This window comes from Mycolicibacterium holsaticum DSM 44478 = JCM 12374 (assembly GCF_019645835.1).
Classification (GTDB): domain Bacteria; phylum Actinomycetota; class Actinomycetes; order Mycobacteriales; family Mycobacteriaceae; genus Mycobacterium; species Mycobacterium holsaticum.
The window spans coordinates 4,668,454-4,694,472 of sequence record NZ_CP080998.1; the positions used below are offsets into that span (position 1 = coordinate 4,668,454).

At 66.3% G+C, this 26,019-nt stretch carries 24 protein-coding genes and 1 pseudogene; 12 read left to right on the top strand and 13 right to left on the bottom strand.

All coding sequences use genetic code 11. The annotated features are described in order from the left end of the window. Window positions 1-30 precede the first annotated feature (30 nt). Window positions 31-228 carry a hypothetical protein gene (locus K3U96_RS22415; RefSeq protein WP_220691141.1) on the bottom strand — a complete coding sequence of 66 codons (198 nt, stop codon included), beginning with the start codon at window positions 226-228 and terminating at the stop codon, window positions 31-33. Beyond that, on the bottom strand, window positions 225-1,325 hold the full coding sequence (locus tag K3U96_RS22420) for a glycosyltransferase (protein WP_220691142.1): 1,101 nt from the start codon (window positions 1,323-1,325) through the stop codon (window positions 225-227). The genes K3U96_RS22415 and K3U96_RS22420 overlap by 4 nt, the downstream gene beginning before the upstream one ends. A gap of 242 nt (window positions 1,326-1,567) precedes the next feature. Here K3U96_RS22420 and K3U96_RS22425 point away from each other — a divergent pair, with 242 nt between their 5' ends. Beyond that, the gene (locus tag K3U96_RS22425; RefSeq protein ID WP_165614103.1) at window positions 1,568-1,708 is read left to right on the top strand and encodes a hypothetical protein; all 141 of its coding nucleotides are present in this window, start codon (window positions 1,568-1,570) and stop codon (window positions 1,706-1,708) included. An 8-nt stretch (window positions 1,709-1,716) separates the two neighbouring features. On the opposite strand, the gene K3U96_RS22430 is transcribed toward K3U96_RS22425, so the two are convergent. From K3U96_RS22430 to K3U96_RS22465, 8 genes are all read right to left on the bottom strand, one after another. Then, on the bottom strand, window positions 1,717-2,235 hold the full coding sequence (locus tag K3U96_RS22430) for a DUF5994 family protein (protein ID WP_069404469.1): 519 nt from the start codon (window positions 2,233-2,235) through the stop codon (window positions 1,717-1,719). A gap of 184 nt (window positions 2,236-2,419) precedes the next feature. After that, window positions 2,420-2,623, bottom strand: coding sequence for a cold-shock protein (locus K3U96_RS22435; protein ID WP_069404468.1), 204 nt, complete (start codon window positions 2,621-2,623; stop codon window positions 2,420-2,422). A 123-nt stretch (window positions 2,624-2,746) separates the two neighbouring features. Next, window positions 2,747-3,238: a DUF5994 family protein gene (locus K3U96_RS22440; RefSeq protein WP_220693649.1), complete on the bottom strand. Its 492-nt coding sequence runs from the start codon at window positions 3,236-3,238 to the stop codon at window positions 2,747-2,749. Window positions 3,239-3,516: 278 nt separating this feature from the next. Beyond that, complete coding sequence (locus K3U96_RS22445; protein ID WP_220691143.1) at window positions 3,517-5,037, bottom strand: serine/threonine-protein kinase; 1,521 nt, start codon at window positions 5,035-5,037, stop codon at window positions 3,517-3,519. A gap of 154 nt (window positions 5,038-5,191) precedes the next feature. Further along, window positions 5,192-5,566, bottom strand: a complete 375-nt coding sequence (locus K3U96_RS22450) for a hypothetical protein (protein ID WP_220691144.1) — start codon at window positions 5,564-5,566, stop codon at window positions 5,192-5,194. A 61-nt stretch (window positions 5,567-5,627) separates the two neighbouring features. Next, window positions 5,628-7,433, bottom strand: a complete 1,806-nt coding sequence (stpK7, locus tag K3U96_RS22455; RefSeq protein WP_220691145.1) for a serine/threonine protein kinase StpK7 — start codon at window positions 7,431-7,433, stop codon at window positions 5,628-5,630. Between the two features lie 110 nt (window positions 7,434-7,543). After that, on the bottom strand, window positions 7,544-10,015 hold the full coding sequence (locus K3U96_RS22460; protein ID WP_230982249.1) for a S15 peptidase family protein: 2,472 nt from the start codon (window positions 10,013-10,015) through the stop codon (window positions 7,544-7,546). A 41-nt stretch (window positions 10,016-10,056) separates the two neighbouring features. Next, window positions 10,057-11,421, bottom strand: a complete 1,365-nt coding sequence (locus tag K3U96_RS22465; RefSeq protein ID WP_069404462.1) for a cytochrome P450 — start codon at window positions 11,419-11,421, stop codon at window positions 10,057-10,059. 80 nt (window positions 11,422-11,501) lie between these two features. Between K3U96_RS22465 and K3U96_RS22470 the strand changes: the two genes are divergently transcribed. The 4 genes from K3U96_RS22470 (at window position 11,502) to K3U96_RS22485 (ending at window position 17,155) form a co-directional block, all read left to right on the top strand. Next, window positions 11,502-12,668 carry an FAD-binding domain gene (locus K3U96_RS22470; RefSeq protein WP_069404461.1) on the top strand — a complete coding sequence of 389 codons (1,167 nt, stop codon included), beginning with the start codon at window positions 11,502-11,504 and terminating at the stop codon, window positions 12,666-12,668. Between the two features lie 88 nt (window positions 12,669-12,756). After that, window positions 12,757-15,126, top strand: coding sequence for a lysylphosphatidylglycerol synthase transmembrane domain-containing protein (locus K3U96_RS22475; RefSeq protein ID WP_220691146.1), 2,370 nt, complete (start codon window positions 12,757-12,759; stop codon window positions 15,124-15,126). Window positions 15,127-15,245: 119 nt separating this feature from the next. Beyond that, a complete protein-coding gene (locus tag K3U96_RS22480) occupies window positions 15,246-16,190 on the top strand; it encodes a cyclopropane mycolic acid synthase family methyltransferase (RefSeq protein WP_220691147.1) in 945 nt (314 codons plus the stop codon). A gap of 71 nt (window positions 16,191-16,261) precedes the next feature. After that, on the top strand, window positions 16,262-17,155 hold the full coding sequence (locus tag K3U96_RS22485) for a cyclopropane mycolic acid synthase family methyltransferase (RefSeq protein WP_069405856.1): 894 nt from the start codon (window positions 16,262-16,264) through the stop codon (window positions 17,153-17,155). Window positions 17,156-17,203: 48 nt separating this feature from the next. Here K3U96_RS22485 and K3U96_RS22490 read toward each other — a convergent pair whose 3' ends face one another. Beyond that, the gene (locus K3U96_RS22490) at window positions 17,204-18,454 is read right to left on the bottom strand and encodes a KasA/KasB family beta-ketoacyl-ACP synthase (protein ID WP_220691148.1); all 1,251 of its coding nucleotides are present in this window, start codon (window positions 18,452-18,454) and stop codon (window positions 17,204-17,206) included. Window positions 18,455-18,516: 62 nt separating this feature from the next. Here K3U96_RS22490 and K3U96_RS22495 point away from each other — a divergent pair, with 62 nt between their 5' ends. From K3U96_RS22495 to K3U96_RS22505, 3 genes are all read left to right on the top strand, one after another. Further along, window positions 18,517-18,903, top strand: a complete 387-nt coding sequence (locus tag K3U96_RS22495; RefSeq protein WP_220691149.1) for a DUF2237 family protein — start codon at window positions 18,517-18,519, stop codon at window positions 18,901-18,903. Window positions 18,904-18,946: 43 nt separating this feature from the next. Next, complete coding sequence (locus K3U96_RS22500; RefSeq protein WP_069405867.1) at window positions 18,947-19,435, top strand: hypothetical protein; 489 nt, start codon at window positions 18,947-18,949, stop codon at window positions 19,433-19,435. A 123-nt stretch (window positions 19,436-19,558) separates the two neighbouring features. After that, window positions 19,559-19,987, top strand: a complete 429-nt coding sequence (locus K3U96_RS22505) for a hypothetical protein (RefSeq protein WP_220691150.1) — start codon at window positions 19,559-19,561, stop codon at window positions 19,985-19,987. A gap of 8 nt (window positions 19,988-19,995) precedes the next feature. On the opposite strand, the gene K3U96_RS22510 is transcribed toward K3U96_RS22505, so the two are convergent. After that, entirely contained in the window at window positions 19,996-20,844 is an 849-nt protein-coding gene (locus tag K3U96_RS22510; RefSeq protein ID WP_220691151.1) for a phytanoyl-CoA dioxygenase family protein, read from the bottom strand. A gap of 141 nt (window positions 20,845-20,985) precedes the next feature. Between K3U96_RS22510 and K3U96_RS22515 the strand changes: the two genes are divergently transcribed. Continuing rightward, the gene (locus K3U96_RS22515) at window positions 20,986-21,468 is read left to right on the top strand and encodes a hypothetical protein (RefSeq protein ID WP_220691152.1); all 483 of its coding nucleotides are present in this window, start codon (window positions 20,986-20,988) and stop codon (window positions 21,466-21,468) included. A gap of 211 nt (window positions 21,469-21,679) precedes the next feature. Here K3U96_RS22515 and K3U96_RS22520 read toward each other — a convergent pair whose 3' ends face one another. Further along, on the bottom strand, window positions 21,680-22,711 hold the full coding sequence (locus tag K3U96_RS22520; protein ID WP_230982250.1) for a Bug family tripartite tricarboxylate transporter substrate binding protein: 1,032 nt from the start codon (window positions 22,709-22,711) through the stop codon (window positions 21,680-21,682). Window positions 22,712-22,920: 209 nt separating this feature from the next. On the opposite strand from K3U96_RS22520, the pseudogene K3U96_RS22525 reads away from it, so the two are divergent. The 3 genes and pseudogenes from K3U96_RS22525 to K3U96_RS22535 form a co-directional block, all read left to right on the top strand. Next, window positions 22,921-23,235, top strand: a pseudogene (locus K3U96_RS22525) (O-methyltransferase); the annotation flags it as partial. A gap of 468 nt (window positions 23,236-23,703) precedes the next feature. Then, window positions 23,704-24,693, top strand: a complete 990-nt coding sequence (locus K3U96_RS22530; protein WP_220691153.1) for a Bpu10I family restriction endonuclease — start codon at window positions 23,704-23,706, stop codon at window positions 24,691-24,693. Window positions 24,694-24,795: 102 nt separating this feature from the next. After that, window positions 24,796-25,896, top strand: a complete 1,101-nt coding sequence (locus K3U96_RS22535) for a class I SAM-dependent methyltransferase (protein ID WP_220691154.1) — start codon at window positions 24,796-24,798, stop codon at window positions 25,894-25,896. Window positions 25,897-26,019 lie beyond the last annotated feature (123 nt).

Below are 26,019 nucleotides of genomic sequence, written 5' to 3' on the forward strand. Positions count from 1 at the left end.
TCCGGGCGCGGGAAAATGTGCTCGCGATGGTCATCCCCAAAAGCGGCGCTTCCTAAACTTCTTCTGATCGCCGTCGACGTCGGCCCATTCTCCCGACGCGTAGCTGTGGTGCTGTTTGTTGCCGGTGCGGACGATGTCGAGGGTGCCGTCGTTGTGCTTGACGTAGCAGTCGCCGAAGCGCATGTACTTGTCGGCGCTGCCGTCGGGCAGCGTCACGGTGACTGTCATACGGCCGCGCGCCGCTCGACCTTGGTCCGGTGCGCCAGCTGCAAGTAGGCGTCGGCGACTACGGGCCACCCCAGTTCGGGTGCCAGCCGGCGCGCTTCGGCCGCCAGCGCTCCCGAGAACCGCGGTTCGGTCAGCACCCGCCGCAGCGCCGACACCAGCGCATTGGGGTCGTCATGATCGACGACGATGCCTGCCCCGGTCGCCAGCAACTCACAGGCATGCGGAAATGCCGTCGCCACCACGGGCCTGCCGTTGGCGATGGCATCGACGAGCACACCCGAGGTCACCTGGTCGGCCGAGTCGTAGGGCAGCACCACGACGGCCGCGGACTGCGCCAGCCCGCTCAACATCGCACCGTTGCGGTACCCGTCTTCAAAGCAGACCACATCCGCGACGCCGAGGCGCTGCGCCTGCTCGATCAGGGCCTCCCGGTACGCCTGCGCGTCGGCGGGCGCCGCGTTCGGGTGGTTTCGGCCTGCCACCACGTACAGCGGCCGTCCCGGTAGGTCTTTGAGCGATCGCATCGAGTCGATGACCCGCTCGATGCCCTTTCCCGGAGCCAGCAGGCCCCAGGTCACCAGGGTGGGGCGACCACGCCGCGCGCGGGCCACGTCCTTGGGCACGGTTGCGCCGTGCGGAATCACCGCGATTTTGTGGCGCGCCACCTGGTAGTTCTCGCGCAGCCGTTTGCTTGCCGCCGCCGACATGACAACCACCCGGTCTGCCACCCCGGCCATCGCCTCTAAGCCCGACCGCTGTTGGCGCGTCGGGCTTTTGGGCACGCTGTGTGCGATGACGATCGACGGCACCTGTAACGCGCCGATGATCTCGACGACGTCCTCTGCGTCGGGCCCGCGATCGATCTCGGTGGAGTGCTGAATGACGGCAACGTCGTTGTGGTTCAACACGTCGATACACGCCGCCCGCGACGGTGCTGAGCCCTTCACCAGTTCTGCGACGACCCGGGAACTTTCCGATACCGATCCATCGGCGATCCGCACCACCGAGACCTCGGCGCCGTGGGTGCTCAACCCGGTGGCCAACCCGGAGCCGAACCGGGCCTGCCCGCAGAGCGTCGGCGGATAACAGCTCAGCATGCCGATCCTCGGCGGGTGAGGAGTCCCGTGACCCGGTGGACGGTAGCTAGACAAGATGCTCAAAACGATCCCAACATGCGGTTGGCACCCGGTGACAGGTGTGAGCGGTTGCTCGGCGGTCAGCGACGATCTGCAGACACACCCCAGGCTGGCTGGATTTCCAACACTGCTCACGCTACACCCAGGTGGCGTAGTGTCAGACACAGCCGGGACCAATCGGGCCCCATAATGAAGGGCCAGCGATGTCTGACAAGTCTCCTCGACAGACCATGAGCAAAAAGTCCGGTAAGAGCCTGAAAGAGAAACGCGCCGCCAAGCACGCCAAGGCCGCCGACCGCGCAGAGTCGTCCACCGATACGCTCTTCCAACACAAGAAGCGTTGATAGCGCGGCTATCTCGCTTCTGCCCCCGAGATCCAGCGTTGCTCGGTAGCGGTCGTGCGGTCACGAATCTCACGGTCCTGCAAGCTGATTTCGAGCAGCGCGTCAGCTGACGAGGCGTTGTCGGGCGTCGCCGCCGTCATCAGCGTCTGGTGAGCGTGGTCGGGGTCCGAAAGTGCGGGCACGACGACCAACACGATTCTGTCGCCTGCCAGGCCCAACACCTCGATGGTGTTGTGCGGTTGCAGCCGGGACCCGTCCAGCCGAACCGGCCGATCCGCGAACCGAATGCGGGCAGGCACGTCCGGCCACTCGTCGAGGTTGTACACCACCCGGTCGACGGGACCCGACCGCACCGACAGCGCAGCCAGCAGGTCGGGCAGTTCACGGGCAAGCTCATCACTGTGCGGCCACCACCCGCCATCGACGTAACCCGTTGCGGGCGCCTCGGGCTTCAACCTCAGCCGCAGGGTGTTCTCGGGTCCGGAAGCGCGTAGCCCGGATAAAGCAGCGCCAACGTGTGCGGTCATAAGACGATCCTGTCTCAGCCACCGAAGCAGCCGAATCCTTCGAATCGGCGATGCACACGGTTCAGAGCATCGTGCGCGACATACCGCCGATGTCCCGAGTCTACGTCAGAGGGATCTGGTCCGAACCCCGAAATGCATTGTGGGCTGGCGGGAAACCCGCCAGCCCACAACGACGACGTACTCGCTAGACGGCCGTCACCCCGACCGCCTGCGGCCCCTTGTTGCCCTGTTCGATGTCGAACTGGACGCGTTGGTTTTCCGTCAGTGTCCGATAGCCGTCCCCGCGAATTTCGCTGTAGTGGACGAACACATCGTTCGAGGCTCCATCAGGAGCGATGAAGCCGAAGCCCTTGTCTTCGTTGAACCATTTCACGGTTCCCTGTGTCATACTTTCCAACTTCTCTCATTCTGAACGGATGTCAAAGGACATCCGCGGTCAGGATAGCAGCAAGCGCCGCCATCAACCTATCGGCGACAAACTGTCGCCTGAAATGCCTTGATCCCCAATGTGTTACGTAACAGAGCTCGACAGGCGACTGGTCCACAACGCGCTCTCTGCCTTTGCGTCGCGAAGCACGCTTTCGGCCGCATCGCACCATTGGCCGTCGCGCTCGGACCCGACGAGCGGCCTGCCCGACGCGCATCGCATCACCGTGTTGCCCAGCGCCGGCGTCGTCATATGCGGCACGACAAGCAGCTTGGCTTGAGCGGTACGCCCGACGACCATCATCAGCCGGTGGCGCCGATGCTCGGCGGCGGCCCTGGGCCGCGCACTGGTCAGAATCGAGTTCAGGTCCAGCGCACCCTCGGTGGCAGACCAATTGACGCAGATGTCGACGATCTCCCCCAGACGTCGGTGCAAAACGCCGATCAATTGCGGCAATTCGCCGGCCGTCGAACCGGTATGGGGCCACCAGGCCCCGTCGATGTCGGCGCCCAACGTCCCCGCGAGCACGAGTCTGACGGGCCGGGCCAGTCGGCGGGTACCCGTCAAGCCGTTCACGAGGACGGCGTCGTTACAGACGAGTTCCGCTTCGGCTGATCGGAGAACACGGGGTTGGTCACCGGTTCGTCGGACCCGCTCGTGTTCGAGGTGGGCTCGGAATCTTCGATATGGGAAAAGAGTTCGGATGACTTCATAAAGCAAGTCCTCAAGTATGGTGCGCTTCGGCCAACGCACTGTCGGGCGAAGGGCAATCGAAATCGCAGGCTGATCGTCTTCCAACGCGGGTTGGCGATGCACTGCTGACCGGAATCGGTCTACACCCACGATACACGGCCCTACCCCGCGCCGAACTCCAACGCCGGTTCTGCCGAGTCCACTCCGCGGCTGCTGGAGATGGTCAGCATGTCCGGTCGCACCTCGTATCGGGCCCCGTCGGCGGGGTTGATCGCGACGAACCCGGCGCCGGACGGCACCGCGTTGCTGAGCTCGAGGCTGGCGCCGTCACGCAGCCGTTCGCCGCGGTAGTAGTAGTTGCCCGGCGCCGATTCACACACCACCGCCAGCGAGTTCGACGTCCGGATCGCCGCCTCCGGTGCGTCGCCCGCGTCGCACCGCGCCGAGTGCCCGACGAACCCCAGCGAATCGGTTCCCGAGACCCCGGCGATCGGTGCCCCGCTCGGCCGCGGAGTGGTCGTCGTGGGCGTCGTTGTCGTTGTCGTCGTTGTGGTGGTCGCCGGGGAGGTGGGCTCCGTCGGCGGCACCGCCAGCTTGGTCTGCGGCTGGCTGGCGTCCCCGCCGTCGAACACCAGCACCGCGGCCAGCACCACCGCAGCGGTGAACATCACGATCGTCGCGACCAGCAGCGCCAGCTGGCCCCGGCTGAACCGCGACGTACCCGCAGACCGCGCAGGTGGGGGCGGTGCGTACGGCGGATAACCCGTCGCGACCGGGTTCGGAAAGCCCGCGGGGAACTGCCGCGTCGACGGCGGCGGGGCCGGGGCAGGCGGCGGCGCGCCGGGCGGCTGATCGAGCGCCGCGCCTGCGGCCTTGGCCAGCTCGCCTGCCGAGGCGTAGCGTTCCGCGGGTTTCTTCGCCATGCCGCGCGCGACGACGTCGTCGAACGCCCGGCTGATCCCCCGCCGCATGATGCTGGGCCGCGGCGGTGGGTTGAACAAGTGCGCGCTGATGACCTGGCGCAGATCGGCGGTCTCGAACGGGGCCCGGCCGGTGAGCGCCTCGTAGAGCAGGCACGACAACGAGTACACGTCCGACGCCGGGCCGCCGCGCTCGCCGTTGAAGCGTTCGGGTGCCATGTAGGCGCTGGACCCGATGAGCAGCCCGGTCATCGTCACCGTCGCCTCGCCGCTGCCGTGTGCGATGCCGAAGTCGACGAGGTAGGCGAAATCCTCGGGCGTGAGCAGGACGTTTTCCGGTTTGATGTCGCGGTGGACCAGGCCGCTGGCGTGCGCGGCGTCCAGCGCCGACGCCACCTGGGTGATGATCGACACCGCCCGCGCCGGCGGAAGCGCGCCGTCGCGCAGCACCTCCTTGAGGCTGGCGCCCTCGACCAGGCGCATGTCGATGTAGAGCACCCCGTCGATCTCGCCGAAGTCGTGCACCGGGATGACGTGCGGCTCCTGCAGCCGGGCCGCGACCCGGGATTCGCGGCGGAACCGCTCCTGAAACGTCGGATCCGACGCCAGGTCCGAGCGCAGCAACTTGATCGCCACCATGCGGTCCCGCGCGGTGTCGTAGGCCCGATATACCTCGCCCATGCCCCCGACCCCGATCACAGACTGCAGCTCATAGGACCCGAACCGGGTGCCCAGACGTGAGCTGCCCTTCGGGGAACTCACATGAAATCCTTTCCGTTTACGGCGTGCGGCGACTGTGCAGGATCAGTCTTCCCGCTTGGCGCTCGGACGTAACGTGAACGTCGGAGGCGCGAGCGCTCGACACTACCAAAGTGTATGCCGCACAGGTGGTTTGGTACTCCCGCTGAATGAAAGCTCAGCCTCCGGACTCTTCTTCCTCGGTGGCGTTCGGGTTGGGCGCGGTGACCGGCGGTGATGCGCTGACATCGGGTGTGCGTGTCTCCGACGTCGGGCCCTCGTTGGGCTCCTCTGCCGGCGGCTGGCCGACGGGCGGGCCGGTGGGCGCGACGACGGGCGATGTGGTGATCGGCGCCTGCTGGGTCGTCGGCGCCGGGGTCGGCGACGGTGGGGGCGGCGGCGGCGGGGTGGTGAGCGTGGGCGTGGTGGTGGTCGGTGTCGTGGTGGTGGTGTCTTCGGCCTCGTCGCCGCCGCACGCGGCCAAGGAGGCGGTCGCCACGACGGCGGCCGCGCCGATCGCGAGTCGTACAGCGCGGTTGATCGGTTTCCTCATCAGCGCTCCCAGGTTCGGCGGTAAAAGCCCACGGGTTCCCTGGTGCCCGCAGCGCAAAACGTTACTTCGTCGCGGCGTTGATCGACGGCTGGTCGATCATGCCCTTCTCCACGCCCCACATCGTGGCGATGGTGCGGTACTCACCGGTCTCGATCAGGTGTTCCAGCGCCAGCCGCAGCGACTCGGCCAGCGCCGACCCCTTGGCCACCGGCCAGCCGTAGGGCGCGGAATCGAACACCTGCCCGGCCGCCTCCAGCTCGCCGCCCGAGGTCTTGATGGCGAACCCGGTGACCGGCGAATCGGCCGACATGGCGTCGACCTCGCCGTTCATCAACGCCGTGTTGAGGTCGTTCTGGCTGACGTAGACCGTTTTCTCGATCGGGGCCATGCCTGCGGCCTCACACGCCGCGCTCTTGGCCGGGATCTCCGCGGTCTCCTGCAGCGACGCGTAGGACACCCCGACGCGCAGCCCGCACGCGTCGTCCGGGTCGACCGAAGAGCCGGCCTGCTGCGCCCACAGCGTGCCCGCCACGAAGTAGTTGACGAAGTCCACCGACTCCTGGCGTTCCTTGGTGTCGGTGAACGACGACATCCCGACGTTGAAGTCGCCAGCGCGCACCGACGGGAAGATCGCCTCGAACGCGGTCTCGCGGTACTCCGGCACCAGGCCCAGCGTGCGGGTGATCGCGTTCATCAAGTCGACGTCGAACCCGACGATCTGCCCGTCGGCGTCCTTGAATTCGTTTGGTGCGTAAGGCACGTTGACGCCGATGAGCAGCCGGCCCGTCGACCGGATGTCCGCGGGCACCGTCGCCGCGATCGACTCCACCGCACCCGGCACGGCCTCCGGCGTCGCCGTCGACGAGCTCTCCGCCATGCTGGCCGGGGCGGCATCACCCCCGGAGCCGCCGCGCCACTGCCAGACGCCGAAGGTGCCGAGCGCGGCCACCAGCACGACGGCGCCGGCCACCGCGAGCGCCCGCCGCGACACCCCGTGCTTGGCGACCGGGGTCCTGCGCGCGGCGTGACGTCCGCTGCCCGCCACCCGCACCGGCGCGTTGAGCGCCCGCCGGGCCGCCTCGGCCAGCGCCCCTGCCGTCTGGAACCGCTTTTCCGGCTTCTTGGCCATGCCCTTGGCGATGACGTCGTCGAACGCGGCGAGCCCGGGATCGGTGTCCGACGGCCGCGGCACCTGCTTGGTCATGTGCGCGGCGATCTGCTGCTCGAGCGTGTCGGCGGGGTACGGCCGCACCCCCGTCAGGCACTCGTAAAGCACGCAGGTCAGCGCGTAGATGTCGGCGCTGGGGTCGACGGGTTTGCCCTCGAAGCGCTCGGGGGCCATGTAGGCCATCGTGCCCAGGGTGCTGCCCGCCGTCGTCAATCCCTGCTCGCCGGCCGAGCGTGCGAGCCCAAAGTCGATGAGGTACACGAACTCTCGGTCGGTGATCAGGATGTTCGACGGTTTGACGTCGCGGTGGATCAGGCCCGCTGCGTGCGCGGTGTCCAACGCCGAGCCGACCTGTTCGACGACCTTGACCGCCAGCGCCGGGTCCAGCGCGTTGTTACCGCCGGCCAGAATGGTGCCGAGGTTGCGGCCCTCGATGAGGCGCATGTCCAGATACAGCCGGCCGTCGATCTCGCCGAAGCCGTGGATGGGCACCACGTGCGGATCGTTCAGGCCGGCCGCGGCCTGGGATTCGCGGCGGAACCGCTGCTGAAACGTCTCGTCGACGGCCATCGCAGCCGGAAGCAGCTTCAGTGCGACGATGCGGTCGGTGCGGGTGTCGTAGGCGCGATAGACCTCACCCATTCCGCCCCGGCCGATCAACTGCTGCAGTTGATAGTGCCCGAAAGGTGTCGCGTCCACCCTCACTCCTCGCAGCGTCCCCGCGTCGCTGTGTCGATCGAAACTACATCACGTTTGCCAGCAATGTGGCAGCGCGTGTCAATTTTGACGGATCGTCTGCGTGGGCCGGCTCAGGCTGCTCGCACCGGTACGGCGGCGGTTTCGGTGTCGGGGGTCGAGATCGCCGAGGCGTCCGCGGTCGGCAGGGTCAGCGTGATGTCCGAGATGCGCACCTCGCCCAGCGTCCAGATGGCCTGGTAGGTGACCGCGGACGCGACGATCTGCACGGTCACCGTCTGCCCCGGCGCGAGCGTGTGCGCGACGGGTTCCAGCGAGATCTTCACCGTGTGGGTCTTGCCGTCCAGCGTCACCGGGATCGGCGTCACCTGGTTACCGAGCACCAAACCCGTTGAGTCGTCGACGAGTTGGGCGTACACGTGGCGGGTGAAGCCCGCGCCGGAGTAGGTGAACTCCAGCTCGGGCGCGCCGACGATGTACGTGGTCGTCGCCGCCTTGGCGGTGGTCAGGTTGACCGCGTTGATCGCCTTGGCGCCCGACAGTATGCCCAGCAGCGCGCCGAGCGGCCCTGCGCGCAGCGCGCTGAAGTTGGGGCCGGAGCCGCCGAGCAACGGCAGCAGCGGCAGGGTGCCGCCCGCGGCGCTCGAGATGGTCAGCGGGGTCGCCGGTTTGACCGGGTAGGTATCCGAGCCGAAGTTCTGGCCGTGCTGGTCAACCCACTCGAACTGCGGGCCGGTCGACACCGGCAGCCCCTTGACGTACCTGTCCAGCCAGTCCAGCGTGGCCCGCTCGATGACTTCACCGTTGTTGGTGCTGGTGATGCACGCGCCGTGGCCGCCGCAGTACCACACCACCTTGGTGGGCACACCGTTTCCGATCAGCACCATCGCGTTGTCGTGGGCTTCCTGCAGGGTGAACAGCGTGTCGACGGTGCCTTGGATCAACAGCGTTGGGGCGGTGATGTTTTCGAGCAGCTGCGACGGGCTGCGCGCGTCCAGGAAATTCTGGTCGACCTTCGGCAGCTGCCCGGTGATCAGGCCGATCGCGACCGCGGAGTAGATCCGCGGGTTGACCCGCGCGCCGGTGAACAGCAGCGCCGCACTGAGGATGGCGCCCCAGCTGCTCTTGGTGGCGCCGTTCTTGTCCAGCGCCGTGTTGAGGTTGTGCCAGGCGATCGTCGGCACGATCGCGTCGACCCGATGGTCAATCGCCGCGGTTACCAACTGAATTCCGCCGCCGTAGGAGGCGCCGGCCATGCCGATTCGCGGATCGCCTGGCGCGTCGAGCAGCGCCTCGGGCTGCTGCGAAACCCAGGTGATGATGGCGACCATGTCCTGGCCTTCGTAATCGGGGTGGTCGATCTCGAGCCGGCCGCCAGAACTCCACTCACCGCGCGGATCCCACGTGACGACGTTGTAGCCGGCCCGCAGCAGCATGCCGATGCCGATCACCTGGTTGGGCAGAAACGGGCTCTTCATCGCCAGCGGGTTCGTCTCGCCGGGCAGACCCAGGCCCGACCCGTAGAGGATCGTCGGCGCGACTGTGCCCTTCGCTGTCCCCTGCGCCGGGAAGAAGTGCACGTAGATCGGGGTGCCGTCGGCGGAGATGACGTACACGTCGCGAGGCGTGGTTCCGCCGGTCGCGCCGAGCGGGTAGCCGATGATCGGGTGCAGGATGTCACCGATCAGCGGTATCTGCTTGAGGGTCGCGACAATCGGGGTGATCACCAGCGGCCCGAGGATCGGAATGTGTTGCAGCGGCGCCAGAATCGGGGTCACCGCAATGGCGACGACGGGCTGCACCGCCGCGGTCGCCGCCGGGTTCAGCTGCGGGTCGAGATCGGGCACCGCGCCGAGGAATTCGCGTCGCGCGGCGGCGGCCAGCGCCCAGACGGCGGGCGCACCGGCGGGAGCCGCGGGCGTGTCACCGGCACCGGCGAACGGGTTGAAGACCGCGGTGAGAAGCTCCGAGATGACGACCGTGATGCGCTCCTGCGGCTGCGGGTCGGGCAGCTGCTCGACGACCACGTCGACGGTCGACGTCGAGGGCGTGTCCTGCGCCGCTGGGATCACGTCGTCGTCGGCTGGGGCAGGCTCCTCGACTGGCCGGGGATCGCCGAGCATCTGCGGCTCGGCGGTCTCGATCTCCGCCTCGGCCTCGGCGGTCTCGGCCTCATTGCTCTCGGCCTCGGTCTCGGCCTCATCCGTGTCGGCCTCGGTGGTGTCCCGCGCGCTCTCGGTGAAGTTCGCGGCGCGACCGTTGCCCACCGTCGACTTCGGCTCGCTCTTCGCGGGTTTGGTTTTCAGCGCCTGCTCCCACCGCTTCTGCACGCGCTGCAGCGGAGTCGACTCCTGGTCGTCGGCGTCGTCGGTCGGTGCCGACTCGATATCGGTGGCTTGCGCGGACTGCGCGGACTGCGAGGACTCCGTCGTCTCCGTCTCCGTCTCCGTCGACGACGTCGACGACGCCGACTCGGACGTCGCATCCGAACCCGTCGCGTCCGGTGCCGCGGACGCGACGCCCTGCCCCGTCAGCACCGCGGCGCTCACGCCGAGGGCTACCGCCAGCCCGCTGATCCGTCCCACCTGTACGTACTTACCGACACCGCGCGCCGGCCGTGCGGCATTCAGCGATTTCGGTGCGCCAAGTTGCGCTCAGCGGGCGTTTGCGCGCCGAAATCACCGCGGCGGGACGTCACCGTGATCTGTGCGCCGCGTCGGGGGGTGAGGATGACGTGCTTGAGCCGCGTCTTCTCCCCGGGTCGCGTGGTGGTGGCCAACTCGACGCGGCGCAGGATCTCCCGCAGCACCACGCGCATCTCGACCATCGCGAAGCTCGCGCCCAGACAACGCCGGTTACCGCCGCCGAACGGCAACCAGGTCGTCGGGCTCAGCGTTGCGCCGACCATCCGGTCCGGATCGAAGTCCTCGGGCCGTGGATAGATAGCGGCGCTGGCGTGCACCAACGTGATGCTCGGCACCACCATCACCCCGGCAGGCAGCCGGTAGCCCGCGATCTCGACCGGTTCCTTGAGGATCCGGCCCACGTCAGGCACCACCGGCCGGATCCGCAGCGTCTCCTTGGCTACCGCATCCAGGTAGTCGTCGTCTCCGCTGTCCGCCGCGGCGACCGCCTTGGCCAGCACCGCCGGATGGCGGGTCAACCGCTCCAACGCCCACGCCAACCCGGTCGCGGTCGTGTCATGGCCTGCGACCAACAGCGTGATCAGCTGATCGCGTAATTCCTTGTCGCTCATGGTGTTTCTGTCGTCGCCACCGGCTTGCACCAGCATCGCCAGCGCGTCGGTGCGCGAGGCCAGGTCGGGATCGGCGCGCCGCTCGGCGATCTCCTCGTACAGCAGCCGGTCGGCTTCGGCCATGTATGCCCGCAACCGCCGCCACGGCCGGCGGCCCAACAGCTCGGGCTTGGCGATCGCGATCGACTGCCACGGCCCGATGCTGAGCAGCCGCGGCATCACCTCGCGCAGCGCTGCCAACCGGGCGGGTTCGCTCGCGCCGATCACGGTCCGCAGGATCACCTCCAGGGTGATCTCCGACGTCTTCGGCGCCACCGGAAACGGCCGGCCCACCGGCCAGCCCGCGATGTTCTCCGCGGCGATCTCGGCCATCGTCGCGGCCTGACGCGCCACCGCGTCGCGGTGGAACGGGGCCATCATCAGCCGGCGCCGGTCGCGGTGCGCGTCACCGTCGACCACCAGCACCGAACTGTCGCCGAGCAAACCACCCAGCATCGAATTCGCCTCGCCCGCATGGAAGATCCGCGGATCGCCGGCGAACACCGTCTTGATGTCGTCCGGGTCGCCCAGATACACCATCGGCCCGATCACCGTGTTGCGCAGCATGAAGACGTCGCCGTAGCGGCGCCGGCACCACGCCACGAACTGCGTCCACCACCGCGCCATCAGCATCAGCTGGATCACCGAGGGAATCGGGGGTCCCGGCGGTAATCCCGCCCGCGCTGTTCCACTCATGCCTAATAGCGTACGAGCTTCGGCGGCAACCCGAAACCCCCAAGCCGGCGCGCGGCGCTACGCTGGCTTTCGCGGTGAATATGAAGGTCGCTATCAGCGGGGCAGGCGTCGCCGGCGCGGCACTTGCGCACTGGCTGCAGCGCACCGGCCACAGGCCAACGCTCATCGAGCAGGCGCCGGCGTTTCGCACCGGCGGCTACATGATCGACTTCTGGGGCGTCGGCTACCGGACGGCGCAACGCATGGGCGTCGAACAGGCCATCCTCGATGCCGGTTACGACGTGCAATCGGTGCGCACGGTCGGCCCTACCGGCAAGGCCAAGGCCGAATTGAGCCTCGAGCGCATGCGCCCGATCCTCGGCGACGACCTGGTCAGCCTGCCACGCGGCGATCTCGCCGCCGCGGTCTACGACACCATTGTCGGCAAGGTCGACACCCTGTTCGGGGACAGCATCGCCACGCTCGACGAGCACGCCGATGGGGTGCGGCTGACCTTCGACCACGCCGAACCGCGCGAATTCGACCTCGTCATCGGCGCCGACGGGCTGCACTCCAACGTGCGCCGCCTGGTCTTCGGCCCCGAACGCAACTTCGAGCACTACCTGGGCTGTAAGGTCGCCGCCTGCGTGGTCGACGGTTACCGCCCGCGCGACGAACTCGTCTACGTCATGTACAACACCCCGCGCAGGCACCTCTCGCGCTTTGCGCTGCGCGGCGACCGCACGCTGTTTCTGTTCGTCTGGCGCGCCGACCACGACGACACCGTCGTTTCACCAAAGCAGCAGCTGCACAACGAGTTCGCCGGGGCCGGCTGGGAATGCGCGCAGATCCTTGCCGCGGTCGACGGCGCCGACGACATCTACTTCGACGTGGTCAGCCAGATCCGGATGGACCGCTGGCGCCAGGGCCGGGTGCTGCTGATCGGCGACGCGGCCGCCTGCATCTCGCTGCTCGGCGGCGAGGGCAGCGGGCTGGCGATGACCGAGGCCTACGTGCTCGCCGGAGAACTGCACCGCGCCCGCGGCGATCACCACCGCGCGTTCGCCGACTACGAGACTCAACTGCGCCCGTTCGTCGAGGGCAAGCAGGCCAACGCCAAACAGCTGCTGGGTTTCTTCGCCCCCAAGACCCGACTCGGCCTGCGGTTTCGCGACCTCGCCATCCGCAGCATGTCGTTCCCGCCGCTGACGCGGCGGTTCGCCGGCAGCACCGCGGACGATTTCGAGTTGCCCGACTACGCCTTGTAGCGGGGCAACCCCGCCAGATCGCGCAAGACCGATAAGTTGTCGGCGAGTCGCTACCCCCGCGACCCGGGAATCGAAAGATCGTGGAGACATGCGCGTTGACGGGCGCGAGATCGCCGTTTCCGGCAGCCTGCTGCAGCCGCTGACCCGGCGGACCAACGACATCCTGCGGGTCGTGCTGTCGGGGCTGTTTCTGGCGATCGTCATCTTCAGCTCGCTGGTCACCCGCTACGAGTGGGTGGCCCTTGAGCAGTCGATCTCCGGCATCGTGGGCGTGCTCACCCCCACCCAGTCCAACTTGGTGTACATCGCGTACGGCATCGCGTTGCTGGCACTGCCGTTCCTGATCCTGGTCGGCCTGATCATGTCGCGGCAGTGGAAGCTGCTGGGCGCCTACGGGGCCGCCGCGGCCATCGCCGGGCTCGCGCTGTCGATCACCGGCACCGGCATCGCGGCTCCACGCTGGCACTTCGACCTGTCCGAACGCCTCGACTCGGTCACCTCCCAGTTCGTCGACGACCCGCGCTGGATCGCGATGCTGGTCGCAGTGCTCACCGTCTCGGGGCCGTGGCTGCCCGCGCGCTGGCGGCGCTGGTGGTGGGCCCTGCTGCTGGCATTCGTGCCGATCCATTTGGTGATCAGCGCGGTCGTGCCCGCGCGCTCGCTGTTCGGCCTGGCCGTTGGCTGGTTCGTCGGCGCGCTCGTGGTGCTCGCCGTCGGCACCCCCGGCCTCGAGGTGCCGCTGGACGGCGCGGTGCGCGCGATGGCGCGGCGCGGCTGCGTCGTCTCCGGGCTGACCGTGGTCCGGCCCGCGGGCGCCGGGCCGCTGGTGATGCTCGCGACGTGCGTGGATCAGAAATCGTCGGCGGTGATGGAGCTCTACGGGCCGCACCAGCGGGGCGGCGGCGTGCTGCGCCAACTGTGGCTCAAACTGCGGCTGCGCAACCGCGAAACCGCGCCGCTGCATGCCTCGATGCGCCGCCTCGTCGAACACCGCGCGTTGATGGCGATCGCGATCGGTCAACTCGGCCTGGCCAGCACCTCGACGATCAGCGTCGCCGCGCTCGACCGCGGCTGGACCCTCTACGCGCACACCCCCGCCCGGGGCACCCCGATCGACGAGCACACGATCCCCGTCGGCCGCGTGTGGGAGTCGTTGCGGTCGCTGCACGACTGCCAGATTTCCCACGGCGACCTGCGCGGCAGCAAGATCACCGTCGCCGACGACGAGGTGCTGTTCGGCGGCTTCGAGCGGGCCGAGTACGGCGCCACCGACGCCCAGCTGCGCTCCGACATCGCCCAGCTGCTGGTCACCACCACCGACCTGTACGACGCGCCGTCGGCCGTGCGCGCGGCCATCGACTCGTTCGGCAAAGACGCCGTGCTCACGGCATCCCGTCGTCTCACCAAAGCCGCTGTGCCACAACATATCCGACAGTCAGTCGACGATGCCGGCGCGGTCATCACCGAAGCCCGCGACGAGGTCAAACGGCAGACCCGCGTCGACGAGATCCGCTCCGAGACGGTCACCCGGTTCACCCGCAGCCAGATCGTCCAGCTGGTGCTGCTGATCGCGCTGGTGTACGTCGCCTACCCGTTCATCAGCTCGGTGCCGACGTTCATCACCGAGCTGCGCACCGCCAACTGGTGGTGGGCACTGGTGGGGCTGGCGGCGTCGGGGCTGACGTATATCGGTGCCGCGGCGGCACTTTGGGCCTGCGCCGACGGCCTGGTCACGCTGCGCGGGCTGACGGTCATGCAGGTCGCCAACAAGTTCGCCGCCACCACCACCCCGGCGGGCGTCGGCGGCCTCGCGCTGTCGGCGCGCTACCTGCAGAAGGGCGGCGTCGCCCCGATGCGCGCCACCACCGCCGTCGCGCTGCAGCAGTCGGTCCAGGTCATCACGCACATCGGGCTGCTGATCTTTTTCAGCACCGCGGCCGGCGCATCGGCGGACCTGGGCCGCTTCGTCCCCGACATCGCGGTGCTGTACCTGGTCGCCGGGTTGGCGCTGGGCCTGGTCGGCACGTTCCTGCTGGTGCCCAAGCTGCGCCGGTGGCTGGCCACGGCGGTGCGGCCGCGGCTGCAGGAGATGGTCGGCCACCTCGGCGAGCTCGCCCGCGAACCCCGGCGGCTGGCGATCATCGTCGCAGGATGTGCGGCGACGACTCTGGGTAACGCGTTCGCGCTGTGGGCGGCGATCGAGGCGTTCGGCGGCGACACGTCGTTCATCACCGTCACCGTGGTGACGATGGTGGGCGGAACGCTGGCCTCGGCGGCCCCCACCCCCGGCGGCGTCGGCGCCGTGGAGGCGGCGCTGATCGGTGGTTTGGCGGCGTTCGGGATGCCCGCGGCGGTCGCGGTGCCCGCCGTGCTGCTCTACCGCGTTCTGACCATCTGGCTGCCCGTCTTCGCCGGGTGGCAGGTGATGCGCTGGATGACGAAGAACGAACGAATTTAGCAGGTCGACGCGTCGGCGGGGCCGTTCCACCACCGGGCCAACAGAGGGTACTGTCAACCCATCGTGTCGAGAAATCCTGCGCGATGTTCATAAAAAACCCAATCTGAACAAGGGTGACGATGACAGATTCATCACGCGCAACGACGGGGTCTGCACCCACGCCAGAGTCCAAGTGGTTGTCGAAGTCGGCGGCTTCGGCCCGCGGCTCGGACAAGAACGAAGTCCAATTCCACTACGACATCTCCAACGACTTCTTCAAGCTGTGGCAGGACCCGACCCAGACGTACAGCTGCGCCTACTTCGACCGCGACGATATGACGCTCGAAGAGGCCCAGATGGCCAAGGTCGACCTCGCGCTGGGCAAGCTGGGCCTGCAACCGGGCATGACATTGCTGGACATCGGCTGCGGCTGGGGCTCCACGATCATGCGGGCCGTCGACCGCTACGACGTCAACGTGATCGGGCTGACCCTGTCCGAGAACCAGAAACAGCACATCGAGGACCACTGGTTCGCGAACTCGAAAAGCAAGCGGCACATGGAGGTGCGGCTGCAGCCCTGGGAGGAGTTCGAGGGTCAGGTCGACCGGGTGGTGTCGATCGGGGCGTTCGAGCACTTCGGGTTCAACAAGTACGACGACTACTTCAAGAAGACGTTCAACTGGCTGCCCGATGACGGGGTGATGCTGCTACACACGATCATCATTCCCGAAGACGACGAGATCAAAGCCAAGAACCTGCCGCTGACCATGTCCAACGTGCGCTTCATCAAGTTCATCATGGACGAGATCTATCCCGGCGGCCGGCTGCCGCTGGCCTCGATGGTCAGGGACCACGCCGTCAAGGCGGGCTACACCGTCACGCGCGAGCAGCATCTGCAGCCGCACTACGTCAAGACGTTGGACACCTGGGCAGCCAACCTCGAGGCCAAGAAGGACGAGGCGATCGCCGTCACCTCCGAAGAGGTGTACGAGCGGTTCCGCAAGTACCTCACCGGCTGCGCTGACCTGTTCCGCGACGGCTACACCGACGTCTGTCAGTTCACGTGCGAGAAGGCAGGCGTTTAGCCGATTTACGAAAATTGAGATATACACAGTGCGTCCATCACGCACCACATAACTGAAGGAGCCGAACGCGGATGTCGGAGAGCAGGTCGGGCTCGACGAAGATCTCGACGGATATGCGGCCAGCATACGAAGATGTTCAGGCCCATTACGACATATCCAACGAGTTCTTCGGGTTGTTCCAAGATCCGTCGCGCACCTACAGCAGTGCCTACTTCGAGCGCGCCGACATGACCCTGGAAGAGGCGCAGCTCGCCAAGATCGACCTCGCGCTCGGAAAGCTCGACCTGCAACCGGGAATGACGCTGCTCGATGTCGGCTGCGGTTGGGGCTCGGTGATGAAGCGGGCGGTCGAGAAGTACGACGTCAACGTCGTCGGCCTGACCTTGAGCAAGAACCAGCGCGCGTTCGCCAGCGAGATGCTGGCGGGTCTGGACACCGACCGCTCGCGCCAGGTGCAGCTGCAGGGCTGGGAAGAGTTCGACGGCCGCGTGGACCGCATCGTCAGCATCGAGGCGTTCGAGGCGTGGCCCAAGTCCAAGTACAAGGCGTTCTTCGAAACGTGTTACCGCGTCATGCCCGGCGACGGTCGGCTGCTGTTGCAGACCATCATGGGCCACCCGCTCAAACGGTGGCCGGAGCTGGGCATTCCGATCGTGATGAGCGACCTGAAGTTCATGCGGTTCATCGCCAAGGAGATCTTCCCCGGCGGCGCCGTGCCGTGCGACGAGGACGTCGTCGACTTCTCCCGTGACGCCGGGTTCACGCTGCAGGAGCTGGACAAGCTGACCCCGCACTATGTGCGGACCCTGCGGACCTGGGCCGACGCCTTGGAGGCCCGTCACGACGAGGCCGTCGCAGTGACATCCGAGGAGATCTACCAGCGTTATATGCGCTACCTCACCGGCTGCGCGGACTTCTTCGAGCGCGGCATCTGCGAGGTCGGGCAGTTCACCCTCGTCAAGTGATTTGTGTGCGCTGAGGCGCGGTGAGCGCGCCCAGACGCACACGAGCCGCTAGGGGGCGCCGAAGACCAGCGCCACGTTGTAGCCGCCGAACCCGAACGAGTTGGTGAGCACGTAGCGGTAGTCGCTGCGACGCGGGCTGCCTGCGACGACGTCGAGGTCGATCTCCGGGTCCGGCTCGGTGTAGTTGAGGGTCGGCGGTACGGCACCGTCACGCAGCGCCAGCACCGTGAGCATGGCCTCGATCGCCCCGGCGGCGCCCAGTGAGTGACCCAACGCCGCCTTGGGGGCGTACACCGGCGGTTGGTGCCTGCCGAGTGCGCGGTGGATGGCTCGCGCTTCGGCGAGGTCGCCGACGCGTGTGCCGGCTGCGTGGGCGTTGATGTGGTCGATGTCGGTGCGGGTCAGCCCGGCCACCTCGACCGCGCGGCTGATCGCGTCACCTGCGCGCTCCCCGGACGGCTCCGGGTCGATGGCGGCGTAGCCGTCCGACGTCATCGCCGCGCCCATCAGCCGGGCCAGGATGCGCGCGCCGCGGGCCTTGGCGTGTTCCTCTTTCTCGATGAGCAGCAGCGCACCGCCTTCGCCGAGCACCATGCCGTCGCGGTTCTTGTCGAACGGGCGGCAGGCCCCGGCGGGGTCGGCGTTGTTCAGCGACATCGCGCCCTGCTGGATGAACGCCGCGACCGGCACCGCCTCGATCTCGGTTTCCACGCCACCGCAGATCGCGACGTCGGCATCGTCGAACACGATGTGGCGCCACGCCTGCGCGATGGCCGCCGCACCCGAGGCGTCGGCCATCACCGGCGACATGATTCCGGCCTTGGCCTGATGGTCCAGCCCGAGCGCGGCGGCCGCCGAGTTGGGCATGTACATCTGCACGGCCAGCGGCGAAACCGCCCGCAGCCCTTTCTGTCTCCATGCGTCGTACTGGGCGGGGATCTCCTCGGTCGAGCCGAGCGCCAGCCCGACCGAGACCATCAGCCGTCTGGCGTCGATCTCGGGGGAGCCGGCGGCCTCCCACAGCCGGCGTCCGAGCAAGGTGGACATCTTCTGCATGAACGCCATCCGGCGCTTCTCGACGCGGTTGAGTTGTTCGTCGAAGTCCTCACGAATCTGTCCACCGATGCTGACCGGTGATGCGTATTCGCCGACGAACCACTTGTCCAGCGCCCGGATTCCGCTGTCGCCGTCCAGTAGTTGCCGCCATGTCTGCTCGGCATCGGGCGCGAGCGCGGTCGTCGCGGATACTGCCGTAACCACGACGTCGGGCAACCCATCGCCGGTAGTCAGCGACGCCATACCAGGTGCTCCTCCATGCCAATATTTAGAGTAGAACCCCGATGCTGCGGAGGCGAGATTTGATGTCTGAGCGCAATGTGTTTGGCAATCTGCTCGAACCGTGCGGCACCGACCCGCTCACCGGCTTCTACCGCGACGGGTGTTGTTCGACCGGGCCGGAGGACATCGGCAGGCACACCATCTGCGCTGTGGTGACCGCGGAGTTCCTCGATCACCAGCGCGCCATCGGCAACGACCTGTCGACGCCTCGGCCCGAATTCCGCTTCCCCGGGCTGAAACCCGGCGACCGTTGGTGCGTCACCGCGGTGAACTGGCTGCGCGCGTATCAGGCCGGCGTGGCCGCGCCGGTGGTGTTGTCCTGCACCCACGAGCGCACGCTGGAGGTGGTACCGCTGGAGGCGTTGCGCGAGCACGCCGTCGACGTGCCCGACGACCTCGGCGACCTTTGACGATCGGGGCGAAGCCGTGGCGGCCAGGCCGTACCGTGAGCGCATGCCTGACGAATTGCCCGCGGTCACGCTCTCTAATCCCCCGGAACGCTTGTTGCGCGTCGCCAACCCGACGATGAAAGTCCTGCTGCACACGCCGTTGGTCGGTTCGCTGCGCAAGCAGATGATGGTGCTCACCGTCACCGGACGCAAAAGCGGGCGCCGGTTCTCGTTTCCGTTGACCGCCCACCAGATCGACGGCGTGTACTACGCGCTGACGAGCGCGCCGTGGAAGAACAACTTCCGCGACGGCGCCCGCGCCACCCTGCAGCACGCGGGGGCCATCATCCGGGTGCGCGGTGAGCTGATCACCGACCCCGGCGCCGTCGCCGACATCTCCCGGCGCTGCGCGGAGTCCTACGGCGCCAAGCGCGCGCAGATGTTGATGGGTGTCAAGTTCCGCGACAAGAACCGGATCCCGACGGTCGAGGAGTTTGCCGAGGCCGTGGCCCGCGAACGTTTCGCGGCGATCCGGTTGACCCCCACCGGATGACCGTCGTTTGAATTTTTTTCATTTTGGAAACACCGTTTCCAATTCGTGATGTGATGGGGATCACGTCGTGATGAATTCAAACTGATTGACATCCAGTTGAGGGGGGAAGCGATGGACCCAACGTTGAGTCCCGCTTTGATCAGCGCGCTGGTCGTGCCGATGGCGATCATGATGACCGTCGCGTATGTCGTCGAGCGACGACAACGTCGGCGCGATCGCGCGGACGGCGTCCTGCTGTCCTTCGACGACCTGCGCTTGACCCGCACGCACCTGCTCGTCGGGTCTGGTGTCGATGCCCGACGGATACCTCTCGACGGGCTCAGCGCGACTGCCACCACCACCGTCACGGAGGGCCAGGACGCCGACGAGGTGCACGTCATCATCGAGAACGCCGGCGACGAGATCCACCGTCGGCTGCCGTATTCGTACGGTTCCAGCGGGGATGCGCAGATGTTCGCGATCAAGTTCAACTTGCTCGCCGGCCGCTCCGGCTTGCCGGCCCAGCAGCCGCGTGCCGCCGCGCCGCATTTCGATCGGCGTGCGGCGGCCTGACCAGCGCCCTAATCCAGCAGCCGCAGCGGGTGCAGGCCGTCGACGGCGCCGACGAACGGCGGATGGATGCTGTAGCCGATCATGCGGCGGATGTCTTCGGACACCTCGCGCGCGGTGTCCCGTGAAATCGAGAGCGTGAACGCCTCCATCGGCCGCAGCCACGGCTGGCAGTACTGGGCGGTGACGGCCAGCCGCGCGTTCTCGGTGGTGTTTGCGCCGCCGCCGTGCCAGAGCGTGCCGACGAAGAAGACGCAGGAGCCGGCGGGCATGACGACGGGCAACGCGGGATCGTCGGGTTCGGGGCGCCGCCTGCCCCAGCGGTGGCTGCCCGGGTAGAGCACGGTGGCGCCGTTGTCGGCGGTGAACTCGTCGATGGCCCAGATCGTCGCGGCGGCAAGGGGATCGCGGGGCCGCGGGATCGGATAGAACCCGTCGTCATGGTGCGCCAGCTGCGCGGTCTCTGCGGGTTGGATGTTGATGGCCTGCAGCGCCGACAGCAGGTAGTTGGCCATCAGCAGCCGGTCGAGGACAGCGAGCACGCGCGGATGGTCGACGAGCCGGTCGCAGACGCGTGTCCTGCTCAGCAGGCTGTAGATGCGCTGGGTGCGCCGTCCTTCGAAGGAGTTGCGTCCGGTGTGCGAAAGCCAGGGTCCGACGGTGTCCCGGATCTGCCGGCACTCCTCGGCGTTGAGCAGGTTCTCCCAGATGACGTAACCCTGGCGATCCAGGGCCGCCATGTCGGCGTCGACGATCGCCGGCTCCACGGCGGCGCCGCTGCTGGGTGTCCATTTGTGTCGGCTCGCCAGATCCGTGCGCAGGTCATCAAGGGTGGTGACCGGATCGTCGTCGATGCTCATCGGCGGCCCTCCCTGCGTGTTCGTCGGCCTGTAGCCAACACTGGACCCGACGGCACCGATGGTCAAGCCGGCAGCGATGGTCAAGCCGTCACTTTTGCCAGAACCCGATCTACTCAGCCCGCACGTCCTACCGTGGCACGCATGGCAGAACAATCCCCCGCGGTCAGCGCGTCGCATCCGCCGGACAAAGTGCTGCGGATCGTGAACCCGTGGCTTGCCAAGTTGCTCCGCACGCCGCTGGCCGGACCGCTGCGCAGCCGGATGATGGTGATCGACGTCGTCGGCCGCAAAACCGGCCGCCAATACTCAATTCCGGTGAGCGCGCACAAGATCGACGGTGACCTGTACGCGTTGACCGCGGCGGGGTGGAAGAACAACTTCCGTGACGGGACGACGTGCGAGGTGGTGGTTGATGGCCGGACGACGAAGATGCGCGGTGAACTGTTGACCGATATCGCGCTCGTCGCCGAGTTGTGCCACCGCTGCGCAAAGACCTGGGGACCCAGACGGGCGCCGACGATGATGGGCCTGAAGTTCCGCGACGGCGGCATACCCTCGGTCGCCGATTTCACCGACGCGGTGCGGCGGGAACGCATCGCCGCTGTGCGGTTCGCCCCCGCGTGAGCGCACGTCGCTTGCCTCGATTTTGCACACAGGGTCGTTGATCCGCCCCGAAGCGGGCATGGCCAACAAGTCGGCGGTGCAGTATCACTTCGGGTTCAAAAGTGGCTTGGTCCAAGCGATTCTGTTGAACCGACTGGAGCACTTGACCCGGTGACGCCGGCTGCTGGCGGCGCGGCGCTGCGCCCACTGCCCTAGGTCTCACCGGTTTCGGTCACCGCCGCGCGGATGCCACCGCGGTCTCGACGTCAGCCTGGGTCTCGGCCAGGAAAGTCTGAAACTGTTCACCGATCATGAAATTCGTCGTGAAATGGTTGCGCTCTGCGATCTGGCGCCACGTGGGTGACACCACCATCCGGGCGAGCGCCGACTGCCAGTACTCGACGGCGTACGTCGGCATGCTGGGCGGTCCGTAAAGGCCGCGCCAATTCGACAATGTGACGTCAAGTCCTTGTTCTCTCGCGGTGGGAATGTCCAACCCCGGCAACCGGTTCTCGGCCAGCACACCGAGTGCGATGAGGTCACCTGAGGCCACCTGATCGACGAACTCGCTGACACCGCCGATGGCCACGTTGATCTCGCCGTTGCGAAGCGCCGCGCTCTGGTCGCCGCCACCCTCGTGCGTGACGTACCGCACAGTGGACGGGTCACCACCTGCGGCCGCTACCAGCAGGTCGAATGGCACCTCGTCGTCGTGAGCGGCGCCAACGGTGACGTGCGCCGGGTCGGACTTGATCGCCGACATCAGCGCACCGAGGTCGGCGAACGGGGCGCCCGGACGCGCCACGACGACGTAATACTCGGTCATCAGGCCGGCGATCATCGTGACATCGCGATAGCCGTACGCGGACTCGCCGTGGATCTGGTTCACCATCATCGACAGCGACGTGACCGCGACCTGGTCATCAGCCCCACGGTGGTCCTGCACCATCGTGGCCAGGAAGTCGGCACCGCTGCCGCCGGGGCGATTCTGCACGGGCAGCGGCACATTCACGATGTGCTCCTGCTGCAGGGCGTCCACGACCGCGCGGATGGTGAGATCGAACCCGCTGCCGGGATCGGCGCCCGCCGTCATCGTCACTGGCCCAGTGGGATAGGGCGACGCCGCGGCGCTCGGAGCGACGAGCGCCCCGCCGGTCAGCAAGAGCAGGGCAGCGATCATGGCGCTGAAGGCGGGCTTGAACATCGGGGTGTTGCGCTCCTCGCGGGTGGTGATCGGGCTGCGTCGGTGAGCATTTGCGTTCATCCGGTTGCCCGTCCGGTCGGCGCAGTGATGCCGCGTCCGCTGACAACACCGTAAGGTGCGCCGATCAGCCGCGCGGCGAATTTACGTTTTCGTGGGTTTGCTCACTTATCGGCCGAGTCCCGACGTCGTCGGCGGGCCACCACCACCTTCACCTACCTGGTGAATGACGGCACCACACTGAGCAATCCGTTCGCCGTTCCCGTCAGTGTGTCGGCGCTGGCGGGCGCACCCTCGATCGAGTTGGCCGACGTATACGAATCACCTGCGAGTCAATCGATCTGGTGTTCCTCGACCACGACAAGAACGCCTATCTGACCGATCTGCTCAGCATCGTCGAGCGCGGCTGGCTGCATCCGGGGTCGGTCGTCGTGGCCGACAACGTCCTGATCCCCGGGGCACCCCAGTACCGCGCCTACATGCGCAACCATCAGGTCCGCGAGCGGGACACCGTCGAGCACAAGGCGCACGGTGAGTATCAGTCGCTGCTGCCCGACCTGGTGCTGGCGTCGGTCTACCGCGGCTGAGGCGACAGCCCCGCCGGCAGTGGCGCTGGTGGCAGGTGCAGGATTCGAACCTGCGTAGGCGTAAGCCGACGGATTTACAGTCCGCCCCTCTTGGCGTTTGTGTTGTTGGTGCGCAACGGCGTGTCGGCAAACCAGCAGGTCAGCGAGTTGGCGGCGTTGGTGTGTCGCATTGTGTGGCGGAACTATTGCGGGCGGCCTGCGGGCGAATCATTCGCACTCGTTAACCTGCACTCGTTAACCTGAAGCGTCCGCAGCTCCGAGTAACACGAAGTACCGGAAATGCGTTCTATGTCGACTAGCGACTCTCATCTCGGATCTCTCGCGCGTCTCGCTTATGAGGCCTGTGACTTGGAGCCGCCAGGTTCCGGCCACCCGCGCCAACGGGTGCGCGCGGCGTCCGCGTTCTGTCAGGTCCTACGTCTAGGCTCACGACCTAGTGAGGCCACCCCCGGATACCTGCAGGGAGCAATGACAGAGGAAATTGGCGCTGAGGACGCTGCCGATGAAGTAGTGCCAGTCGGGGTCGTAGACACGCAACCGACCGCGCGGCCCACCCCGCACGGCGACAAGCTGAGGGAGCTCGTCAGTAACTCGAAGCTGCCCCCCGGCGACGTCGCGGCCGTCGCTATTGCGCTTGAACGTTACGAGGCCTGGATAGCCGCCATGGCTTCTCTGACGACAGAGGGTGAAGCACGCGTCGCCGATCTCGTCAATTTGTTGAACGAGTACAAGGAAGCGATCGAAGTCGATCTCATTTGGGACAGCGAGTCAGAGTTTCTGTACCGCCAGAAGGGCCAACTAAAGATCGACAACTCAATCTTGGAGGAGTGGTTTCCCTGGCTCACGGATTCCCGCATCATGCCCGAACTCGATTCGACCACATTGACGGTAGGTCCAGCCAAGGCATTCGCTGCCGCCCATTTTCAATCCACCGCATCTGATTCTAATTCGAATCCGGGTCTTGTTATACGAAGCAAGGATCAAGACTTCACGATCGGCCGACCGACGTACCTGCGCTCATCCTTCGACATAGGCTTTCCAGCGCACCTTACTGACGATCAAACAACTTACATCGCGTACATCGCCGCCGAACTCAAGACAAACCTCGATAAGACGATGTTCCAAGAGGCGGCGGCGACGAGTCACGACCTTCGGATCGCCTCTCCCGGATCGCATTATTTCCTAATATGCGAGTACCTGGATATGACTCCAATCAGTTCTGCTGGCACTGACATCACCGAAGTTTTGGTATTGCGCGCGAAAAGGACTGGTTCGCAAAATAGGCGACAGTACAGCAACCCGCAATATCGTAAGGAGAATCGCGACAGCTACCTCGCGGAACTTCGCGCAAAACCCGTGCGGTTGGAGGTTGTTCAGCGCTTTGTCGACCGGGTTAGAGAAGTCCTGCGTGACCAAGACGCAGACCTGACGAACGCCGTCGAACGGGGATGGTTCTGATCCATGAGAGACGCCGCTAATCAACTTCACGACTACGAATCAATACCGTTCGACAGAACGTCGGTGAGTCAGGAGAGTTTGGACGTCGGGGTGGGACGCCGAATGAACGGACTTCCCTGGCGAGGGCAATTTACTCCCGACCTTGTCGATGAGTTGCTGACTACCTACGCGAAACCTGGGCTTGTAATTGACCCGTTCTGCGGAAGCGGGACCGCCTTGATCGAGGCCGCTCACAAAGGCTTCGCAAGTACAGGGATCGAGGTCAATCCAGCAGCAGTCATTCTGGCGCGACTGCATACTCTAGTGGGGATCGAGTGGAGCGAGCGCCACCGCGCTGCGCTCGACGCTTATGCCGCGCTATCGAAGGTCGCTACTGCGGCCTCTGAGGTCATTGCAAAAACGGCTTCTAGCCTACCTGACCTGGATGTTCGTCTAATTGCGGAAGCCTTGTTTTTGCTGACGCTAGGAAACTCGAAAGAGTTCAGCGCATCGGGTCTTGACCGTGCAGCGTCCAAAATCGACGCCCTCCTCGCAACGCAACCCGATCGTGGCGTGACGATCGATGTAAGGCTCGGGGATGCTAGAGCGCTAGGTCTGGCTGACAACTCTGCGACCACTGCTCTCACGTCTCCACCGTACGTGAACGTATTCAACTACCACCAAAATTACCGGGCAGCGGTTGAGCTTCTCGGATGGGAGGTTCTACCCGCCGCGCGCGCAGAGTTTGGATCCAATCGGAAGCATCGGCAGAATCGATTCTTGACAATCATCCAATACGCTCAAGACCTAGGGCTCGCCCTGGCCGAATTGAATCGAGTGATGCGGCCAGGTGGCCTGTCGATTTGGGTAATTGGACGAGAATCCAAGGTCCTCGGCGAGTCTGTGACCAACCCTGCCATACTTCATGCCATGGCGGTCGGCGTATGCGACGTCGAACTGTTGCGAAAGCATGAGAGGCGTTTCACTAGTAGGTTCGGAACGCTTGTGTACGAGGACATTCTTATCTATCGACACGGCGGCGGCGTGGAGCACGTCCACGAGTCAGAGATTGCCAAATACGGATCCCGCATCGGTCGACAAGTCCTCGAGGCCCTTCGGAGCGATCGCAAAGACGCCCGGTGGGAACTGAGCTCGGCAATCGACGTCGCCGAATCCGTTAAGCCGTCTCCGGTGCCCGAATTCAATAACCCTGCAATTCCCTGAGCGCTTCAAAGTAGTTCGCGGATCCGTAGCTTTCTGCGCAGCGCGTGAGGCTCCCTCCCGCGATTATCCGCCGCGCAATAAAAAAATCGTGACTACCGCGGGCGGAAGTCACCTCACCCCCTA

Bases quoted from the DNA above. Each gene is read 5' to 3' on its own strand.
- K3U96_RS22415 (WP_220691141.1), bottom strand. From the start codon at position 228: ATGACAGTCACCGTGACGCTGCCCGACGGCAGCGCCGACAAGTACATG.
- K3U96_RS22420 (WP_220691142.1), bottom strand. From the start codon at position 1,325: ATGCTGAGCTGTTATCCGCCGACGCTCTGCGGGCAGGCCCGGTTCGGC.
- K3U96_RS22425 (WP_165614103.1), top strand. From the start codon at position 1,568: ATGTCTGACAAGTCTCCTCGACAGACCATGAGCAAAAAGTCCGGTAAG.
- K3U96_RS22430 (WP_069404469.1), bottom strand. From the start codon at position 2,235: ATGACCGCACACGTTGGCGCTGCTTTATCCGGGCTACGCGCTTCCGGA.
- K3U96_RS22435 (WP_069404468.1), bottom strand. From the start codon at position 2,623: ATGACACAGGGAACCGTGAAATGGTTCAACGAAGACAAGGGCTTCGGC.
- K3U96_RS22450 (WP_220691144.1), bottom strand. From the start codon at position 5,566: ATGAGGAAACCGATCAACCGCGCTGTACGACTCGCGATCGGCGCGGCC.
- K3U96_RS22465 (WP_069404462.1), bottom strand. From the start codon at position 11,421: ATGAGTGGAACAGCGCGGGCGGGATTACCGCCGGGACCCCCGATTCCC.
- K3U96_RS22470 (WP_069404461.1), top strand. From the start codon at position 11,502: ATGAAGGTCGCTATCAGCGGGGCAGGCGTCGCCGGCGCGGCACTTGCG.
- K3U96_RS22475 (WP_220691146.1), top strand. From the start codon at position 12,757: ATGCGCGTTGACGGGCGCGAGATCGCCGTTTCCGGCAGCCTGCTGCAG.
- K3U96_RS22480 (WP_220691147.1), top strand. From the start codon at position 15,246: ATGACAGATTCATCACGCGCAACGACGGGGTCTGCACCCACGCCAGAG.
- K3U96_RS22485 (WP_069405856.1), top strand. From the start codon at position 16,262: ATGTCGGAGAGCAGGTCGGGCTCGACGAAGATCTCGACGGATATGCGG.
- K3U96_RS22490 (WP_220691148.1), bottom strand. From the start codon at position 18,454: ATGGCGTCGCTGACTACCGGCGATGGGTTGCCCGACGTCGTGGTTACG.
- K3U96_RS22495 (WP_220691149.1), top strand. From the start codon at position 18,517: ATGTCTGAGCGCAATGTGTTTGGCAATCTGCTCGAACCGTGCGGCACC.
- K3U96_RS22500 (WP_069405867.1), top strand. From the start codon at position 18,947: ATGCCTGACGAATTGCCCGCGGTCACGCTCTCTAATCCCCCGGAACGC.
- K3U96_RS22510 (WP_220691151.1), bottom strand. From the start codon at position 20,844: ATGAGCATCGACGACGATCCGGTCACCACCCTTGATGACCTGCGCACG.
- K3U96_RS22515 (WP_220691152.1), top strand. From the start codon at position 20,986: ATGGCAGAACAATCCCCCGCGGTCAGCGCGTCGCATCCGCCGGACAAA.
- K3U96_RS22520 (WP_230982250.1), bottom strand. From the start codon at position 22,711: ATGAACGCAAATGCTCACCGACGCAGCCCGATCACCACCCGCGAGGAG.
- K3U96_RS22530 (WP_220691153.1), top strand. From the start codon at position 23,704: ATGACAGAGGAAATTGGCGCTGAGGACGCTGCCGATGAAGTAGTGCCA.
- K3U96_RS22535 (WP_220691154.1), top strand. From the start codon at position 24,796: ATGAACGGACTTCCCTGGCGAGGGCAATTTACTCCCGACCTTGTCGAT.